The sequence below is a fragment of the Psychrobacter sp. TPE 89C genome (genome assembly GCF_055522395.1).
In genome coordinates this window covers 78,215-96,213 of record NZ_JBVFXW010000007.1, presented here as the reverse complement: position 1 = coordinate 96,213, position 17,999 = coordinate 78,215, and the positions used below count along the sequence as shown (strand labels likewise).

The 17,999-nt window shown below is 43.7% G+C and carries 13 protein-coding genes, 1 tRNA gene and 1 pseudogene; 7 read left to right on the top strand and 8 right to left on the bottom strand.

What is annotated here, in order from left to right; all coding sequences use genetic code 11:
- Nucleotides 1-77, top strand: a tRNA-Asp gene (locus tag ACZW67_RS04080).
- Between the two features lie 262 nt (nucleotides 78-339).
- Here ACZW67_RS04080 and ACZW67_RS04075 read toward each other — a convergent pair.
- Nucleotides 340-1,521, bottom strand: coding sequence for an MFS transporter (locus tag ACZW67_RS04075; protein ID WP_465182260.1), 1,182 nt, complete (start codon nucleotides 1,519-1,521; stop codon nucleotides 340-342).
- Nucleotides 1,522-1,785: 264 nt separating this feature from the next.
- Here ACZW67_RS04075 and ACZW67_RS04070 point away from each other — a divergent pair, with 264 nt between their 5' ends.
- Nucleotides 1,786-3,165, top strand: coding sequence for an aminotransferase-like domain-containing protein (locus ACZW67_RS04070; RefSeq protein WP_465182259.1), 1,380 nt, complete (start codon nucleotides 1,786-1,788; stop codon nucleotides 3,163-3,165).
- 141 nt (nucleotides 3,166-3,306) lie between these two features.
- Here ACZW67_RS04070 and ACZW67_RS04065 read toward each other — a convergent pair whose 3' ends face one another.
- Entirely contained in the window at nucleotides 3,307-4,029 is a 723-nt protein-coding gene (locus ACZW67_RS04065; RefSeq protein WP_465182258.1) for a Bax inhibitor-1/YccA family protein, read from the bottom strand.
- A 302-nt stretch (nucleotides 4,030-4,331) separates the two neighbouring features.
- Between ACZW67_RS04065 and ACZW67_RS04060 the strand changes: the two genes are divergently transcribed.
- Both ACZW67_RS04060 and ACZW67_RS04055 read left to right on the top strand, forming a co-directional pair.
- Nucleotides 4,332-5,339: an NAD(+) kinase gene (locus tag ACZW67_RS04060; RefSeq protein ID WP_181416247.1), complete on the top strand. Its 1,008-nt coding sequence runs from the start codon at nucleotides 4,332-4,334 to the stop codon at nucleotides 5,337-5,339.
- Nucleotides 5,340-5,406: 67 nt separating this feature from the next.
- The gene (locus tag ACZW67_RS04055) at nucleotides 5,407-5,718 is read left to right on the top strand and encodes a YeaC family protein (protein WP_110922645.1); all 312 of its coding nucleotides are present in this window, start codon (nucleotides 5,407-5,409) and stop codon (nucleotides 5,716-5,718) included.
- Nucleotides 5,719-5,795: 77 nt separating this feature from the next.
- Here the strand turns inward: ACZW67_RS04055 and ACZW67_RS04050 are convergent, their stop codons facing one another.
- The 5 genes and pseudogenes from ACZW67_RS04050 to ACZW67_RS04030 all read right to left on the bottom strand — a co-directional run bounded on the left by ACZW67_RS04050 (nucleotide 5,796) and on the right by ACZW67_RS04030 (nucleotide 13,207).
- Complete coding sequence (locus tag ACZW67_RS04050) at nucleotides 5,796-6,170, bottom strand: HopJ type III effector protein (protein ID WP_110922646.1); 375 nt, start codon at nucleotides 6,168-6,170, stop codon at nucleotides 5,796-5,798.
- Nucleotides 6,171-6,293: 123 nt separating this feature from the next.
- Nucleotides 6,294-6,461 (bottom strand): annotated as a pseudogene (gene csrA, locus ACZW67_RS04045) (carbon storage regulator CsrA); the annotation flags it as partial.
- 405 nt (nucleotides 6,462-6,866) lie between these two features.
- A complete protein-coding gene (locus tag ACZW67_RS04040; protein WP_465182257.1) occupies nucleotides 6,867-8,153 on the bottom strand; it encodes an aspartate kinase in 1,287 nt (428 codons plus the stop codon).
- 350 nt (nucleotides 8,154-8,503) lie between these two features.
- The gene (alaS, locus tag ACZW67_RS04035; protein ID WP_465182256.1) at nucleotides 8,504-11,176 is read right to left on the bottom strand and encodes an alanine--tRNA ligase; all 2,673 of its coding nucleotides are present in this window, start codon (nucleotides 11,174-11,176) and stop codon (nucleotides 8,504-8,506) included.
- Between the two features lie 276 nt (nucleotides 11,177-11,452).
- On the bottom strand, nucleotides 11,453-13,207 hold the full coding sequence (locus ACZW67_RS04030) for a TIGR00341 family protein (protein WP_465182255.1): 1,755 nt from the start codon (nucleotides 13,205-13,207) through the stop codon (nucleotides 11,453-11,455).
- A 288-nt stretch (nucleotides 13,208-13,495) separates the two neighbouring features.
- Between ACZW67_RS04030 and ACZW67_RS04025 the strand changes: the two genes are divergently transcribed.
- The gene (locus ACZW67_RS04025) at nucleotides 13,496-13,708 is read left to right on the top strand and encodes a hypothetical protein (protein ID WP_110922650.1); all 213 of its coding nucleotides are present in this window, start codon (nucleotides 13,496-13,498) and stop codon (nucleotides 13,706-13,708) included.
- 115 nt (nucleotides 13,709-13,823) lie between these two features.
- On the opposite strand, the gene ACZW67_RS04020 is transcribed toward ACZW67_RS04025, so the two are convergent.
- Nucleotides 13,824-15,173 (bottom strand): L,D-transpeptidase family protein, encoded by a 1,350-nt coding sequence (locus ACZW67_RS04020; protein WP_465182254.1) that lies wholly within the window; start codon nucleotides 15,171-15,173, stop codon nucleotides 13,824-13,826.
- A 356-nt stretch (nucleotides 15,174-15,529) separates the two neighbouring features.
- Between ACZW67_RS04020 and prmB the strand changes: the two genes are divergently transcribed.
- Together prmB and aroC are read left to right on the top strand one after the other, a co-directional pair.
- Complete coding sequence (gene prmB, locus ACZW67_RS04015; protein WP_465182253.1) at nucleotides 15,530-16,696, top strand: 50S ribosomal protein L3 N(5)-glutamine methyltransferase; 1,167 nt, start codon at nucleotides 15,530-15,532, stop codon at nucleotides 16,694-16,696.
- A 112-nt stretch (nucleotides 16,697-16,808) separates the two neighbouring features.
- A complete protein-coding gene (gene aroC, locus ACZW67_RS04010; RefSeq protein ID WP_465182252.1) occupies nucleotides 16,809-17,912 on the top strand; it encodes a chorismate synthase in 1,104 nt (367 codons plus the stop codon).
- The last annotated feature ends 87 nt before the right edge of the window (nucleotides 17,913-17,999 follow it).

The following is a 17,999-nucleotide window of genomic DNA, read 5'->3' as shown; positions in this document are numbered from 1 at the left end:
GCAGCGGTAGTTCAGTTGGTTAGAATACCGGCCTGTCACGCCGGGGGTCGCGGGTTCGAGTCCCGTCCGCTGCGCCATATTTAAAACGAATTTAGGCTTTCGAGTTTAAGCAAGTTTCGCCTCAAACATTAGATTGTTTGAGGTTTTTTTGTGTCTGTAGTATCACCTAAAACTCAGATTGGTGTGTGGTAAGACTTCTGAATAGAAGAGAACAGACCATCTAAAGCATTTATGTCCTTATCCTGTGCCTTTCTATTCTATTTCTTACTTTATCGTGTATCGCATTTTACGATTGATCAAAGGAAAATAATGCTGCTTTTACTTCTACTTAAGGTTTGATCAGGTAATTTTTCTCATTTCTAAGGTTGAATGACGCCTAACTTTCAACATAGGCTGGCTGGCAAACAAGACAATCACACCAACTAATGAAAACACACCAAAGGCGTAGAATGCAGTAGCAGCACCATACCGATCCACAATCAAACCAGTAAAGATGACAGGCACACTAAGCCCTATATAAGCCATCAAAAAATAGCCTGCACTCGCACGTGCCTGCTCATTGCCAGCCGAGCGTGCGACTCCTAGCATACCTCCTAAATAGACAAAGCCATAACAACTACTGCTAGCTAAAAAAGCAGCCCAAAGAATCACTGGAAGGTTGGCGTTCAAGGTTCCCCAAGCCAATAAAACATATGCTGGTAGTAAGATTAAGAGGCCTATCTTGCTTGAAACTTGAGGGTCAAGTTTTCGGGCGATTGGCTGAACAATCAATCCACAACTGATGGCTAACATAGAGGATATCCCTGCATACTTAGCGAGTCCATGCGTGGCCAGTACTGAGGGAATAACTGACAACACCAATCCGGTCGTCGCCCAACAAATCAAAATACCGCTGCCATACCAGATGACTTCACGGTTAAAATAAGGTAGCCGTAGCATAGATGTGGGCAAATTAGTGCGTTTAGGTGACGTTTCGGGTAATTGATACACTAAAAATATCGCAACAAGACCGCTTGCTAGCAGTAAGAAAAAACTGGCTGGCTGCTCTGTTTCGTAAAACATCAAAGAAACTGTCGTCAAAGCAGGGCCAAGACCAAAACCTATCGTCGTACTGGCCGTCACCCATGCTGTCGCACGCATCGTATCTGATGAGCCAAGCAGCTCAATCATATAGGCAGTCGCCGTAGCAGCCATTAGAGCTGTTCCCACACCCAGTATGAATCGCGCTACTGCTAACGCTCGCGTGTACGGATAAAACAACATGAGAGCCGTCGCCGCTATTGATAGTGCCAAAGAGATTAAAATGGTCTTGCGTCGTCCGATGCGATCAGACAATCCACCAAAAGCCAACAATACCGGTATGACGCCTAATACATAAAAGGAAAACGCTATCGTAGTTGCTAGTACGCCATAGCCATCATTGTGTGCGTAAACGGCATAAAGCGGCCCTTGAATATTGACGCTTGTCGTTATCACGCATAAGGCAAAGGCCAAATATTTATTATATTTTTTAGTGGTCATATATTGCTACTTTTTGAAGAATGATCATTGAATTGACTGAGGTTAGAGCGATTCACAATAGAATGACACCTACCTCTACATCGTTTTATGTTCAATGATTAAAACAAAAGCGCAGTAGGTTATCTACATACAATCCAGTACAATTAGACAGAACTGTTTGGTCTATAGAGCCCATACAGTTCGGATATCAAGTCAATATATTTTCTCATCTATAATTTTGAGACAAGACTTCATAGAAGCTGACCTACCAAAAAATGTAAAAATATGAATAATAAGTTAACACGTATCGAAATTGTCATGGCTGACGTAAGAGAGAAAATAGCGACCGTTATCTATATGCCAGAATCACGTCTGCCGTCTGTACGGGCAGCCGCTAAAAGCTATGGATTTTCACCATCTACTGTGGTTGAAGCTTATGAGCGCCTGCAAACTGAGGGAATTATCTACTCTCGGCCTGGTGCAGGATTCTACGTGGCAGAGACGACAGCGCCGCTATTATTGACAGATATAGCGCCAAAAATTGACCGAGTGGTAGATCCATTATGGGTATCACGGCAGTCACTGGAGCCACCCGATGGTGCGCTAAAGCCAGGCTGCGGCTGGTTACCAGCAGATTGGCTGTTTGAGGCAGGTATACGCCGTGGCTTGCGAAATGTGGCAAAGGCTGACGTGTCCATTATCAGTGAATATGCAACGCCGCTAGGACTGTTACCATTGCGCCAACTATTCACGCGGCGTATGGCAGGATTGAGTATCAATGCAGAACCGTCACAGGTGATATTAACGGATTCAGGTACTCAAGCGATAGATTTGATTTTTCGATTTTTGCTGACACCAGGTGATACGGTCGTCGTCGATGATCCGTGCTACTTTAACTTTCGAGCACAGCTGCTTGCCCATCGGGTCAAAGTAGTTGGTGTCCCTTACACGCCAAACGGGCCAGATGTAGAGGCCTTTGCAGCGATTTTAGATGAGCATAAGCCGCGCCTATACATCACCAATGCTGCCATTCACAATCCTACGGGTGCAACGTTATCACCTGCTACGGCATACCGTGTATTACAATTGGCTCAAGCGGCTGGTTTGTACATTATCGAAGACGATATTTTTGCAGATTTTGAAGTCAAGCCTGCGGCGAGATTGGCGGCTTTAGATGGGTTATCACGAGTATTCTATATCGGCAGTTTTTCTAAAACGTTATCCGCATCCCTACGCTGTGGTTATATTGCAGCGCCTATAGAATGGGTTGAGAGCTTGGTAGATTTAAAGATAGCGACTGGCTTTGGTGGCAGTCAGTTGGCGGCAGCTGTTGTTTTCTCAGCACTGACTGACAGCGGCTATCGTAAACATATGAATGATACGCATACTCGGCTGGCAAGCGCGCGTACTCATACGCTACCACGACTGGCTAAATTAGGCATCGTACCGTGGCTGCTCCCACAAGCAGGTATGTTCCTATGGTGCCGATTACCTGAGAATAATAATGCGACCGAGTTAGCCAATCGCTGTTTATCAAAAGGTGTGGTATTGGCACCGGGCAACGTTTTTAGTCAATCGGACAATGCTGAAAACTTTATGCGTTTCAATGTGGCGCAAATGAATCATTCAAAAATATTTGAGGTATTGGCTCAATCGATGACTTAGGTAGTTAGCTTTCTATAAGTTGCTCGATAGGGTTTGAAAGTAAAATATCGCTAATTGAAGCAAGACTTTACCCATAAAAAAAACCGCCTTTAATAAAAGACGGTTTTTTGTTTTAGCTTACTGTTAGACAGTCTATTTATACTAATCTTGTAGATAGCTTAATAGGCGCATAAATTCAATGTACATCCACACTAGTGTGGCAAGTATACCGATGCTGAATAGCCATTCGTAGTCTTCTGAGATGCCCATTGCCACACCGCGGTCGATATTATCGAAGTCCAATAGCAGTGTGAAAGAAGCAATAACAATAACGAATAAGCTAAAGCCAATAGCGATAACGCCGCCTTCAAACAAGAAAGGTAAGCTTGAGCCGAATGCTAAAGAAAGCACCCACTGAGCCACATAGACCAGCATGATGGCAATAACGGCTGAGGTCAGGATTGAACGGAACTTTTGAGTAACTTTGACTAAACCTGAACGATATAGACCTAGCATAACGGCTGCTGTGACAAAGGTTGCACACATAGCAGTCACTGGCACACTTGGATACATTCTCATAAAGAAAAGTGAAATACCGCCTAAAAATATACCTTCTAGTAGTGCATAAGGTACAGCCAAAGTCTTGGCTTTTTGTGGCTTAAAAGTGATAAAAAGAGCGAGAACGAATGCAGCAATCATGCTACCAAAAGCTGCCATCGTGATAAAACCCTGCGATAGACCTGCCATAAGTGCATAAAAGAAAAAGCCCACACCAGTGATAGCTGATAGCCCAAGTAATAGACTGGTCTTTTGAATAACACCCTTGACCGTCATTGGATTCCCGCCGATCGCAAGTTCTGCGCGACTGACAATAGGATTGGCCATATATATGTCCCTAATAATAAAATATAAATGAGTTAGATAACAGCTACTTTAGCAAATCCGCCATTATTGTCAACTGTGTTTGCGTGACGGCCATAAAGGCCTCACGACATTCTGTAGTTGCTTATTGAATTATAATAATGTGATGCTATGTAGCTAAATAAACACGTCTAAAAGTAACGTATGATGGCTTTTATATGGGGTCGATTACGACAGTTAACAACGATAATTCATAAACATGCTAGTCTAAGCGCTCATTTATCGCTATCATTACCTAGTATTTTACCGTTATACCGAGCCATTTTATGGAAAACTCAGCGCAGTCAGCCAGATTGCCACACTTACATGAGTCAGAGCTGTTTCACGCTATCAAAAACCCTGCTTTTAGGCGTATCGGATTGATGGGCCGTGCAGGCAAGCGTAGTGTCACCCAAAGCCTCGTGCAGATTGCCCAAACGATCAATGATATGAATCTCACATTGATTATGGATGTGAAGACGGCCAACTTACCAACATTGAATCTCACTGAGATTGAAAAAGTTAAAATCGTTAAGCGCAGTCTCATCGGTGAAATTTGCGATTTGGTCATCGTTGTTGGTGGTGATGGGTCGATATTGCATGCCGCCGAAGCTTTAGCACGTTACCGTGTTCCTGTGCTGGGCGTTAACCGTGGTCGGCTTGGGTTTTTGGCAGATGTAAAGCCTGATGAGGCAGCGTTTAAGCTACGCCAAGTCTTGATGGGTGATTACCAACTAGATCATCGGTTTCTGTTGACCATGGAGATACGAGAAGGTCGTAAGATTATCCACGAAGACATGGCGCTCAACGACATCGTATTACATGCTGGAAAATCAGTACACATGATTGATTTTCAGATGAAAATTGACGAGCATGATGTGTACAGACAGCATAGTGATGGTTTGATAGCGGCCACACCGACTGGGTCTACCGCTTACGCATTGTCAGGCGGTGGCCCTATCATCCATCCAAGTATGGATGCGATCTGTCTAGTACCTATGCATCCACATACGCTATCTAGTAGGCCGATTGTGGTGAGCGGCAATAGTGAGGTATGTATTCGTATTCACGAAGACAATCGCACGCAGCCGATGGTCAGTGCAGATGGTAAGCCGAGTGTGCCGCTTGAGCAAGAGCAGCGGCTCTATATTCGCAAGCACCCTGACAAGCTGACACTGTTGCATCCGCCAGGGTTTGACTTTTATGAAGCTTGTCGTACAAAGTTGCACTGGAACGTCCATGCTGAAGAATTCAGTCTGGATGTCGATGATGATATTATGGACGATGACGAATAAGTGCATCTGTTATATAAAAACGTTAGATAGAATATGCTATAAAAAATAGTAGTGGAGAGTAGATAAGATGGATAAGCAAACGATATTGGCAAGTTTGACGCCAGAAGTGGCTGATAAGTTTCGTATGGCAATTGAGATAGGTAAATGGCCTGATGGTCGTAAGCTAACCGCTGAACAGCGTGAAACTTGTATGCAAGCCATCATGGTTTGGGAGCATGAGCACCTACCACCTGCTGAGCGTACTGGCTACATTCATAAACCAGTAAAAGATGACGGGTCTGTCGTTGGAGCAGAATGTGATGTTGAGCATGAGCATCATTATCCCAATATGCCGAATCCTAAAGGGGCCGTGCAACCCGTCAAGTTTCGTGATAAATAAGCACTTATTATCGATGTAGACTACAATAAAAAAACCACGCTATATATAGCGTGGCTTTTTTATTGCTTGATGATTGATTAAAGTGCAGTCGTATCAACGCTAGGGCGTACTGTCAGTGGGTTTTTTTGCATCAAAAACCCTTGCCAACCCCAATGTAAAAAATTACGAATATTGGCATGGTCGGTACCATTAGGGGTTGCTTGAACTTTGGCATAATGCTCACCGAATAGTTTTAGCGTGTCTAATTGATCAAGACCATGGAGCTTAGCAAAGCCAAAAATCTTTGCACTGCCTTCGTTTTCACCAGCTGCATTATGTACCATGCCGTTAACAAAAGGGGCAGGTGCATAGCGATAAAAATCATCAATAAAACTGATGACATCATTGAATCCAATGGCTTTTTTGTTCAAACCATTAAGTAGAGCCGATATGTCTGATTGGCGAATACTCATAAATAAATGACCTCAGAGCAGATTAGAAAAGTGAAAATATATCGATTAGCGATTAAAATAGTCTTCATCATCGAAAGAAGGCGCAAAACTGCCTTGCTCAAGATGTTGCATTTGCGACTGTACAGAACGCTCATGCTGAATACGTTGATAAATCTCTTCGCGGTGTACGGCAATATCTTTAGGTGCATTTACACCGATACGTACTTGATTGCCTTTGACACCTAGGACAGTCACACTGACCTCATCACCAATCATTAGCGTTTCGCCCACGCGGCGTGTCAAAATTAACATGCGTCACACTCCTTATGTCGCATCAACAAATTATTACTCATTAGATTACTTCTCAATTGCAGGACATCACCGCAGTATTAAACATACTATATATCGGCATGACTAAAATAATTAGCGTAGTGCCAATGGCGGCAATGATAGGTAGATTCATTTAGCCCAAATGAAAGCCCATTATAGGGGGCATGGCAGAGACTGTCACGAGTTTTCACAAAACTATTAGGTAACTACTAACGTCAGCAATAATAAAAAATAAAAATAGGATCTCAAGAGACCCTATTTAATTGAACGTATTATTGAATGTTATTAGTAACCCATGAGTGATAACTGTGCCAGCCAAATCTATTACTGTTAATTAAAATAATAGTCCAACCACTATAAAGAACACATCAGGATTATAGACGGCTATTATAGCCCAGCGATTTTACTTTCGCCATCTTCGCGATCCAAACCAAATGCGGTATGTAGTGATTTAACCGCTTTTTCTAAATGCTGGTCTTGAATCAGTACAGAGACTTTGATTTCGCTGGTCGATATCATTTGGATATTGATGTTGTTTTCAGCGAGCGTCTGGAACATAAGACTAGCGACACCGGCGTGCGAGCGCATACCCACACCCACTAGTGAGACTTTCACGACTTCACTATTACCTAAGATTTCTTTTGCACCAATCTCGTCTTTAACTTCTTCATTCAGCACTTTCATGGTTTTGTCTAAATCAGAGCGATTGACAGTAAAAGTAAAGTCGGTTGTGCCATTGGTCGAAAGGTTTTGTACGATCATATCGATTTCGATATTGGCGCGTCCAATCGGACTCAAGATAGCAGAGGCAATACCAGGGTGATCAGGTACACCGCGCACTACAATTTTTGCTTCGTCTCGGTTAAAGGCGATACCTGAGATGATTGCCTGTTCCATACTATCTCCTTCGTCTATCGTAATTAATGTGCCGACATTGTCTTGAAATTCTTGATCAAAGCTACCGTCTGTGTTTTCATCAAAGCTAGATAGTACACGCAAAGGCACACCATATTTACCCGCGAACTCTACTGAACGAATCTGTAGAATCTTAGAGCCAAGACTTGCCATCTCAAGCATTTCTTCAAAGGTAATTTTTTCGAGTTTCTTAGCTTTTGAGGTGACACGAGGGTCAGTGGTGTAGACGCCATCAACGTCGGTATAGATTTGACATTCATCCGCGCCCAAAGCAGCCGCAATAGCGACACCAGTAGTATCAGAGCCACCGCGACCTAATGTGGTCGCGTTGCCTTCTTCATCAATACCTTGGAAGCCTGCGACGATGACAATATTGCCAGCATCTAACTGCTCGCGAATATTTTTATCATCGATGCTTTCGATACGGGCTTTATTGTGGGCGCTATCCGTCTTAATCGCGACTTGACGGCCAGTAAATGAACGCGCACCGATACCAAGCTCTTTAATCGCCATCGCGAGCAATGAGATAGAAACCTGCTCACCTGTTGAAACCATTTGGTCGTATTCACGAGGATCAGGCTGAGTGCTAATTTGGCGAGCCAGATCGATCAAACGGTTGGTTTCGCCGCTCATGGCAGATACCACAACGACCACTTGATGACCGTTGTCATGCCAGCGTTTGACTCGTTTGGCGACGTTTTTGATGCGGTCGATACTGCCCATCGAGGTGCCGCCGTATTTCTGTACTATTAACGCCATAAAAATCTACCTATTATTCATTAATGGCCTTTTGTTATCATCAATGAGAGCCAATGTAGCCACGTGCCGCTCAATCAATGTTTGCATAGACAAAGCCGTATTATAAGAGTTGCGCCCTATGCCTTTCATTTATTCAATGGTGCTTATATTTAATGGTACTTATTATTCAATAGTGCTTAGCAGTCAATGAATGAACAATGTGTTCAAACGTTGACCTTTATATCATATCTACGTCACCACGTTAAGTGCTAGTGCGGCTTAGATGTATGGCGATTGGTTATAATGGTTATAACCAATCACGTATTGTACATTTGAGGATGCAGCGTTTTGCTCAGTTGGCTCTCTACTATCTAGCCAAGCTGGTCTGCAATCCAAGCAGGTAGCGCATCAATGACTGCTGCACTGTTACCAGACTTTGGTGCGCCGCCTTGAGCATAGTCAGGCTTACCACCACCTTTACCACCCAGCTCACCTGCCAAGTGACGAATGATATCACCCGCTTTTACTTTGGCTGTGACAGACTTGGCCACACTGGCTGCTAGGGCTAGCTGATCGTCTTTGTCACCCACCAATACAATCACGCTATCTGGAAGTTTCGATTTGATATCGTCCATCAGCGTACGGATTGACTTACCATCGACACCGCTTAACATACTGATAAGTACTGACGTACCTGCGATAGTCTGCACGTCGTCGAGTAAGTTGGCTGCTTGGGCACTGGCGATTTTTTGTTGCAAGCGCTCTAGTTGTTTTTCTAGGTCGCGTTGCTTATCTGCCATAGTACGTACACGCTGTGCAACTTCCGGGCGTTTTACTTTAAGCTGACTTGCTAGCTCGCTCAATTGTTGCTCGCTTTGCTGAATGTTTTTGACCGCATTCATGCCAGTAACGGCTTCAATACGGCGAATACCAGCAGCAATGCCTGACTCGCTCGTAATTTTCAACAGTCCAATATCACCAGTACGCTGTACATGCAAACCGCCACATAGCTCGATAGAGAAGGGCTTGCGTTGACCATCTACGATACTGTCTGTACCCATGGTAAGCACGCGAACGTCACTGCCGTACTTTTCACCAAACAGCGCCATTGCACCGTTTTTCATGGCTTCATCAATCGACATGTTCTCGATACGCGCAGGGGTATTGGCTTGAATCTGTTCATTGACGAGACGTTCGATACGGCTGATTTCAGCAACACTAACGGGCTTGTCATAAGAGAAATCAAAACGTAATACTTCACTTGATACTAGTGAGCCTTTTTGGGTGACCGCGTCGCCCAATACCTCTCTTAATGCTGCATGTAATAGGTGCGTAGCTGAGTGGTTTTTGGCACTGGCTGCACGGATGCTAGAGAGTACTTGCGCATCAGCCGTTTGTTTGGCGTTAATCTCACCCATGGTGACAACACCATAGTGAATAATGGCTTGGCCAGATTTTTTGGTATCTTGGACTTCAAAGACACCAGATGTGGTACGAATTTCGCCAAGCTCACCAACCTGACCACCACCTTCGGCATAAAACGGGGTACGGTCAAGTACAACAACACCTTCCATGCCTTCATTCAAGCTGTCTGCTGAATTGCCATCTTGATAAAGCGCGTCAATCGTTACGCCTTCTTCTTCAAGTTGCTCATAACCGATAAAGGTCGTCGGCGTTTCTACTTGAATGATGCTGCTATAATCGACATCGAACTTACCAGCATCACGAGCACGCTCACGTTGTGCTTGCATGTGCTCATCGAACTCAGCTTCATTGATAACGATACCGCGTTCACGAGTGATGTCAGCGGTCAAATCAAGTGGGAAGCCATATGTATCATATAGCTTAAAGGCTGCTTCACCAGAGAGCGTGTCACCATCTTGCAACCCTTCAAGTTCGCTGGCAAGCAAACGCAACCCTTGTGCTAGTGTCTTGGCAAACTGTGTTTCTTCTTTTTGAATGGCGTTTTCGATGGCGCTTTGCTTGTCTTGTAACTCAGGATAGGCGTGGCCCATTTCAGCAACCAATGGTGCGACCATTTTATAGAAAAAGTCACCATCTGCACCAAGCTTGTTACCGTGGCGCACCGCACGACGGATCACACGGCGTAGCACATAGCCACGGCCTTCATTGCTTGGTGTGACACCATCAGCAATCAAAAAGGCAACGGCACGAATGTGATCGGCGATGACTTTCAATGATGATTGCTGTTCATTGTTAATTTCTAAAATCTCAGCTGCTGCATCCATCAAATGGATAAACAAATCGATCTCGTAGTTGCCATGGACGCCTTGCATGATGGCACTAATACGCTCAAGACCCATGCCTGTATCAACGCTAGGTGCTGGCAGTGGTAATAACGTACCGTCTTTTTGACGGTTGAACTGCATAAACACACAGTTCCAAATCTCGATATAGCGGTCGCCGTCTTCTTCAGGTGTGCCCGGTAGGCCGCCCTCGATATCTACACCATGATCATAAAAAACTTCGGTACAAGGACCACAAGGACCGGTGTCACCCATCGTCCAAAAGTTATCTGACGCATACGGCGCGCCTTTATTATCACCAATACGAATGATGCGCTCACTTGGAATACCGATGTTCTTGTTCCAAATCTCAAAGGCTTCATCGTCGGTTTCATAAATGGTGACATACAGACGGTCTTTATCAATTGCTAACCAGTCACTTGATGTCAAAAACTCCCAAATATACTCAATACCGGCTTGTTTAAAGTAATCGCCAAATGAGAAGTTGCCCAACATTTCAAAGAACGTATGATGACGGGCAGTGTAGCCAACATTATCTAAGTCATTGTGTTTACCGCCAGCACGTACGCACTTTTGCGAGGACACAGCACGTGTATAGTCACGTGGCTCCATGCCCAAAAAAGTCTCTTTAAACTGATTCATACCGGCATTGGTGAATAGCAATGTCGGATCGTTATGCGGAATCAGACTAGACGATGGGACTGTAGTGTGCTGCTTGCTTATGAAAAAATCGATAAAGGCTTGGCGAATATCGGCTGAGCGAAATGGCTGGCTCACAGCGGCTCCTTACTGACGGATAGAATTGAGTAGATGAAGTAAAATAATTTTGCAAGCGATTTTAGCACAAACGCCCAAGCTCTTGGTACAAGAGTTACAACTGCAAGGTTATTCTGTGCATATATAGACAACTCTATATAGATCAGATAGCGTATCAGGATTGCTAAGTCTGCTATTGGTAGTACTTTCATTTGCCTTCATGATTGTATTAAAATTATCTTGAGCTGACTATAGCCAGTATTTTAAAACATGAAAAAATGCTGGCTCGCGAATGAATTAGTTGGTCAAAATCGCTGCATCAGTTTCATCCAATTTATCTTGTATCAATGGATTGGATTCAATCACCTTTACTGGCAAGTAGCGCAGTTGTAGTTTAATGGGTAAATATTTGGGAAAGTTTTTCGCCATATCTTGGGTAATTGCCAATTCAATTTGACGGACATCATATGAGCTAGGCGTTGTCTCCCCGCGAATGACAGCACGTACGACTTGGTTGTCATCGACAGTTTCGAATTGGGTATTGGTTAGCACGTTGCCCTTATCAATGAAGTAACTATTGATGGTTTCTTTGACATTACTCTCAAATACTTGCTGCTTGGCATTGGTCTGTAGATTGATGGTCAAATAAGTACCCAATCCACCTAACAATAATAAAGTTACGGCATTACGTCGCAAAAAAGTTAAGTAAGTATTTGATTTATAATCGTCATCAACCAAACGTCGAAACCCTAGCAGCCAAAGCACTAAGGCATTGGTAAATTGAATCGCAATAATGTTGGTGATGACTAATAAAAACGCACCGAGTCCGAGCTGTAGCTCACCATTAGCCAATAAAATACCACTAGCAGCCAGTGGTGGCACCAGTGCGGTGGCAACGGCTACGCCCACAACAGCAACCGAGAGGTGCGGCGAGACCATCGCATAAGCACCAGCAGTACCACCTGCCAGAGCAATCATTAAGTCCATGGATGTTGGCTGAGTACGTGACAGTATTTCTGCTGTTAAAGGCTGATCTTTATGTAGCCAGCCCACGATAAAGCCAACCAATATCACCAATGACACACCGATGAGCATGGTGATAAGTGACCTGCGCAGTAGCGGCATACGGTGGTCAATAATGGCTAATGCGACACCTGTAATCGGTCCTAGCATCATGGCCACTAACATAGCCCCGATGACCACCGCTGCTGAATTGGTCACTAGTCCGTAACTGGCAATGATGGCAGACAGTATGTTCATGATGAAATACATTTTACTAGGCAGCGCATTGGCTTCAATCCTTACTCGGACTTCTGGATAGTCTACTTTTTGATTGCTAAATTGCTCGGCGACAAATTGCTTATAAGATTCTAGTTTGGCTTCCTTTTGTTCTTTAACTTCCTCCTCTTGCGCTTCTTGATCGTTGGCTTCATCTTTTACAGTATCATCTATATTTTTCTGACCGTCTTGTTTTGTGCCAGTCTGATGCTTATTTGCAATAGCGTTTGTTGAGTCGTTGACTGACTGCTCTGTATTCGTATTATTTTTTAGCGAGCTGTCTTCTATATCACTATCAGAAACGGTTACTTCAGCGTCGGCCTCCTCTTGAGAGGCTTGCTTAGTGCTGTCAGGATCATCTTGAATTTTTTTTGTAGCTTCAGGATTTTCTAGGTGAGTATGTTCAATATAGCTATTATTTGACTCTAACTCAGTCTCTGGTGTTAAGTCTTCAGTAGAAGGCTGTGATTTATCTTCAGAGGTGTCGGATTCAGATGTTGTGGTATCAGGTGTCTCTAATGTCGCAACTGCTACATCTGGACTGATCGATTCTATGATTACTTTTGCGTCAGGATTGTGTGTATCTGCCATGTCCTTATCGGATGCATTTTCATCATGATGCTCTGAAGGTTCAGCATTTTTTGCAGTACTGTCTGGCTCAGAGCTATCAGTCCCATTCGCGACCATAGCGTTTTCTTTTTCAGTCTTAGTCATCGCTAATGAGTCTTTGGTGGTACTCGTATTATTAGACGGTTTTTCTTCAGATGAGGTCATAGCAGGTAGCTTTCTTAAAAAGTAAAAGAAAGTCGTTATTGTAATGATAAATGGAGGAAGGTATATGAGTTTTTTGCGAACAAGAAGGGACGTTAATCGGTAACTGATAATAGCTGAAAGGTAATATTTATGATATTGAGACTATCAGAATAAAACCTTAATATTAACATGGCTTTTGCTCTAAATCATCTGTTATGGCTACTCTATGGATCTATATTAAATACTTACTTTTAATGTGGGTTTAGTGTATAAAGGTAATATATCCACAATAAAAGTAAGGAGTATCTTATGAACTGGCCATTATTTTCTGTCATTTATTCAATAGCAGCAACCGTTACCATTGGTGTGTTTATAGTTGCCACGTTAGTAACAGGTTTTAATGAGATATTGCATGTGCAAATAGCAGTCGCATTGGGAATTTTGGTATCTATCCCTGCAGGGTTATTCTTTACCAAAAAAGTCGGTAGTATTACTGGCAATGAGGAAGGGTATAAAGTGTAAGATATTTTCAGGATATTCAACCATCATTTATGTTCAGCCATAAAAAAGACCTTGATATATCAAGGTCTTTTTTAGTCGCTATATTAGTCACTATGTTGATGATTATAATAGCGCGTTATTGAAGTTCGACCACTGCGCCATTCTCAACGTTTGCATAAACCTCTAGTACATCCCAGTTGGTCAAACGCACACAACCTGCTGACCCTTGACGACTGATGCCTTCAGGTACTGGTGAGCCATGTAAACCATAAGAAGGTTTAGATAGTCCCATCCAAACAACGCCTACTGGATTATTTGGTCCTGGTGCGATCATATGCACTTTCTTTTGAGCACCTTCGCCGACTGTTGACTTATACCAAGGCATTTTTACTTTATTGATGATCTTGAACGTACCTTTTGGTGATGGTGTAGCAGCACTACCGACAGTCGTCGGATAGGTAGCAACCAGTTTGTCACCATTGTATGCATACAGGGTTTGGTCTGCTTTGTTAGCAACAATACGGTTGATACGTTGGTTAAGCTCGCCACGGTTGTTCAATACTGTGATGGTTTCACCGACTTTGTATTCTTTGTTTTTGTTCAACTTATCAAGGTAGCGTACGTCCATGTGGAAACGTTCGCCGAGCATCTCTTTGATGTCTTGATAATACAAACCTTTCATTTTTGACTTGGCTTCTGAACCAGAAGGAGTAGTCGCAAAGTTGGTATCAAGATCTGCTTTAGTCAGCGTATAGGTGACCAGTACGGGCTTATTAGCAGGAATGTTTTTGATCAAAGCATCCCATGTTTTTTGGTCCATTTTACCGTTAGCAGTCAAACCTTTCATGGTTTGAAAGTTGATAAGGGCTTTTTTGCTATTCATACCCCAACCACCATCGATAGGACCAGGAGACGCATGGTTCCAATCTAGTAACGCCTGCATCTTGATAGTCATCGCTGAGTTGACTTTCATGTTTGGTGACCAGACAGAACTATTCACTTGCTTGGCATAGTTTGATAGGTTCAAGGTAGTGTGTCTTTTACCATCTTTGTCTTCGATATTTTTGATGGTAGGGTCATCACTAAAGTCTTGACGTTTTTCGTTCTCAGGCAATTCAAAAGAAAGTGGGTCAGATGAATCGATCGATGCCAGGTTGCTAGGAGCAGCAACCGCTTGACCTTCGCTTATATCGTCAGTACGGTCAGCCTGCTCATCTTTACGCATCAGCTCAGCTGCGCTCATATTATCAGGCGCCGCCGCTTTCGGTGCTTGTTTTGAATCGATTAGCTGCGTCATGTTGTCAGTCGCTGTACGACGGTCTAACGAGTTTCTGCGATTTTCTTGCACATTGAGGCTGACTTTTTTCGCAAGCGAATCCGCTGTACGTACTGGCAATGTGCGAGTCGTATCGGCAGTGGCAGCAATGGCACTAACGCTGACAGCAGCGATAGAAATAGCAGTAATAATAGGCTTTATTTTCATCATGTTGAATCACTTGTAGTTGGTACTAATGTGGCTATTATGCGCATAATTTGGATGCTTCGCAAACTTTAGACACATCTTTTTTCACTTAATGCTTGCCAAACGTCAACTGCTGACGTATTCACTACAGTTGGGTAATAACTGAGCGAGAGTTTAGATAGGGTAATAGCTCATGATATGACTGAAGTTAATTACATTTCCTATTATCTCTATAAACACAAAAATGCAAATATTGGCGCTACTTAGTGTTTATGTCTATAATGTATAATATAGAATATTAATTAATAGATCGGCTTTTATTAGAAGCGATTTAACCCACCCACATGTCGTCAACGAACATGTAATCAGCAAGGTATGATATGTCAGAAGACCAAACAATGAGCGCAGAAGAGTTTCAAAACCAGTACTTCAATGACGATAGTCTAGAAGATAATATGGCGTTTGATTTGGAGTCTGGGCTTCTCGGTGAGGACGATCAATTTGCCAATTTGCATGCAGAGCTAGAAGAAGCGCGAGAGCAGCTCGTCAGTATTCGCGATTTCATTCGTTTTTCAGTGACTCAACTACGCAATTATGATGTGGTCGTCGCCCAAGGTACTACCGATGAATTCGCAGAGGCGTCTGCCATTGTATTGCATTCATTATCGCTAGACTGGTCAGCGAATGAGCAAATTCTTGATTGTCGCTTGACGACTTCAGAGAAGCAGTTGGTGCTAAGTCTGCTAGAAGAGCGCATCGCTGAACGTAAGCCACTCAGTTACTTGATTAACTTGTCATACTTCTGTGACTTGCCTTTTTATGTCGATGAGCGTGTTTTGATTCCACGTTCACCGATAGCAGAATTGATACGTCAGCAGTTTCATCCTTACTTTGAGGTGACTGAACTGGCTAAGCCGTTAGGAAGCAGTCCTAATGAGCAAGGCGTAGCGTTTTACGATCATGGCCTAGACGTCAAGCAACTGTCTCAGCCTGAGCGTATTTTGGATATGTGTACCGGTTCTGGTTGTATTGCTATCGCGCTTGCGACCCGTTTCGTCGATGCATTGGTTGATGCTGTCGATATCGATAAAGGTGCGCTAGAAGTAGCGATGGTCAACGTCGATCATCATGATCTTGGTCATCAGGTCAATGTGATTGAATCAGATTTGTTTGCGAAGATTCCTACTGAAAACCAGTATGAGCTCATCGTCACCAACCCACCGTACGTTGATGCGGCCATCATGGCAGACTTGCCACCTGAGTTTTTATATGAGCCTGAGCATGCCCTAGCTGCTGGTCAAGATGGGCTAGACTTGGTACATCGTATCTTGTTTGAAGCGCCAGACTATCTAAGCCCTGAAGGTCTGCTAATTTGCGAAGTGGGCGATAGCGAATGGGCATTAAAACAAGCCTATCCTGAAATCCAGCTTGACTGGTTGAAATTTGCCCACGGCGGTCATGGTGTCTTTGCGATTACCTATGATGAGCTCATGACCCATCGTCAGTTGTTTGCCTCTTATGTACAGCTATTAGACAGTATTCAATAGTCAGATATAGGTCGTGACTAGGTACTGATTATCATAATAATCGGTAATTCGTCACAGTCACAAACGATGAATAAAATAAGCATAAGTTGCGTTTACTTATTTAAGGATAGATATGGCAGGCAATAGTATCGGACAGGTTTTCACTGTCACTACGTGTGGAGAGTCGCATGGCGCAGGCCTTATGGCTATCGTCGATGGCGTGCCACCTGGTTTGGTTTTGTCTGAAGAGGATTTGCAAGTAGACTTAGATCGCCGTAAACCGGGCACGTCTAAGTACTCGACTCAGCGCCGTGAATCTGATGAAGTTGAAATTATCTCTGGCGTATTTGAAGGTAAAACGACTGGTACGTCTATTGGCTTACTGATTCGTAATACCAATCAAAAATCTAAAGATTATAGCGAGATTAAAGATACTTTCCGTCCGGGTCATGCAGACTATACTTATAGTATGAAATATGGCTTTCGCGATTATCGTGGCGGTGGTCGTTCATCAGCACGTGAGACGGCGATGCGCGTCGCGGCTGGTGCTATTGCAAAAAAATATCTACAAGACCGTTTAGGCGTGCAAGTCCGTGGTCATGTGACTCAGATTGGCAATGAATACAGTAACGTCACAGATGTTAGTCAAATTGATTGGGAATTCGTCAATAGCAATCCATTCTTTTGTGCTGACAAAGAAGCGGTGACTCGTTTTGAGTCATTAATCGATAACTTGCGCCGTCAAGGCACTAGTTGCGGTGCGCGTCTAGAAGTCATTGCAAGCGGTGTCCCTGTCGGACTTGGCGAGCCAGTATTTGATCGATTAGATGCTGATATTGCTCATGCCATGATGAGTATCAATGCGGTAAAAGGCGTTGAAATGGGCGATGGCATGGCAGTGGCTGGACAGTTCGGTCACAGTTCTCGTGATGAGCTAACGCCAGACGGTTTCACTGCCAATCATGCTGGCGGTATTTTGGGCGGCATCTCATCAGGGCAAGACATCCGTGTCAGTATTGCCCTAAAGCCAACGTCTAGTATTACCACCGCTGGCAAGAGTATCAATACGCAAGGTGAGTCGATCGATATGCTGACCAAGGGTCGTCATGATCCGTGCGTTGGCGTACGTGCCACGCCTATCGCAGAAGCCATGCTAGCGATTGTATTGCTCGATCATTACCTGCGTCATCGTGGTCAAAATGGCGATGTGAAGCAGCCGGTAGAGTCGATTACATAGCTTTAGTGTTAGTAGCAACACTAGCACCAGTACCAGTATTTTTATCGTAATGTGATTGAAAAAGCCCTGCGCTGGCTCTAATGATTT

Coding starts and splice junctions, on each gene's coding strand:
- ACZW67_RS04075 (WP_465182260.1), bottom strand. CDS start 1,521: ATGACCACTAAAAAATATAATAAATATTTGGCCTTTGCCTTATGCGTG.
- ACZW67_RS04070 (WP_465182259.1), top strand. CDS start 1,786: ATGAATAATAAGTTAACACGTATCGAAATTGTCATGGCTGACGTAAGA.
- ACZW67_RS04065 (WP_465182258.1), bottom strand. CDS start 4,029: ATGGCCAATCCTATTGTCAGTCGCGCAGAACTTGCGATCGGCGGGAAT.
- ACZW67_RS04060 (WP_181416247.1), top strand. CDS start 4,332: ATGGAAAACTCAGCGCAGTCAGCCAGATTGCCACACTTACATGAGTCA.
- ACZW67_RS04055 (WP_110922645.1), top strand. CDS start 5,407: ATGGATAAGCAAACGATATTGGCAAGTTTGACGCCAGAAGTGGCTGAT.
- ACZW67_RS04050 (WP_110922646.1), bottom strand. CDS start 6,170: ATGAGTATTCGCCAATCAGACATATCGGCTCTACTTAATGGTTTGAAC.
- ACZW67_RS04040 (WP_465182257.1), bottom strand. CDS start 8,153: ATGGCGTTAATAGTACAGAAATACGGCGGCACCTCGATGGGCAGTATC.
- ACZW67_RS04030 (WP_465182255.1), bottom strand. CDS start 13,207: ATGACCTCATCTGAAGAAAAACCGTCTAATAATACGAGTACCACCAAA.
- ACZW67_RS04025 (WP_110922650.1), top strand. CDS start 13,496: ATGAACTGGCCATTATTTTCTGTCATTTATTCAATAGCAGCAACCGTT.
- ACZW67_RS04020 (WP_465182254.1), bottom strand. CDS start 15,173: ATGATGAAAATAAAGCCTATTATTACTGCTATTTCTATCGCTGCTGTC.
- prmB (WP_465182253.1), top strand. CDS start 15,530: ATGTCAGAAGACCAAACAATGAGCGCAGAAGAGTTTCAAAACCAGTAC.
- aroC (WP_465182252.1), top strand. CDS start 16,809: ATGGCAGGCAATAGTATCGGACAGGTTTTCACTGTCACTACGTGTGGA.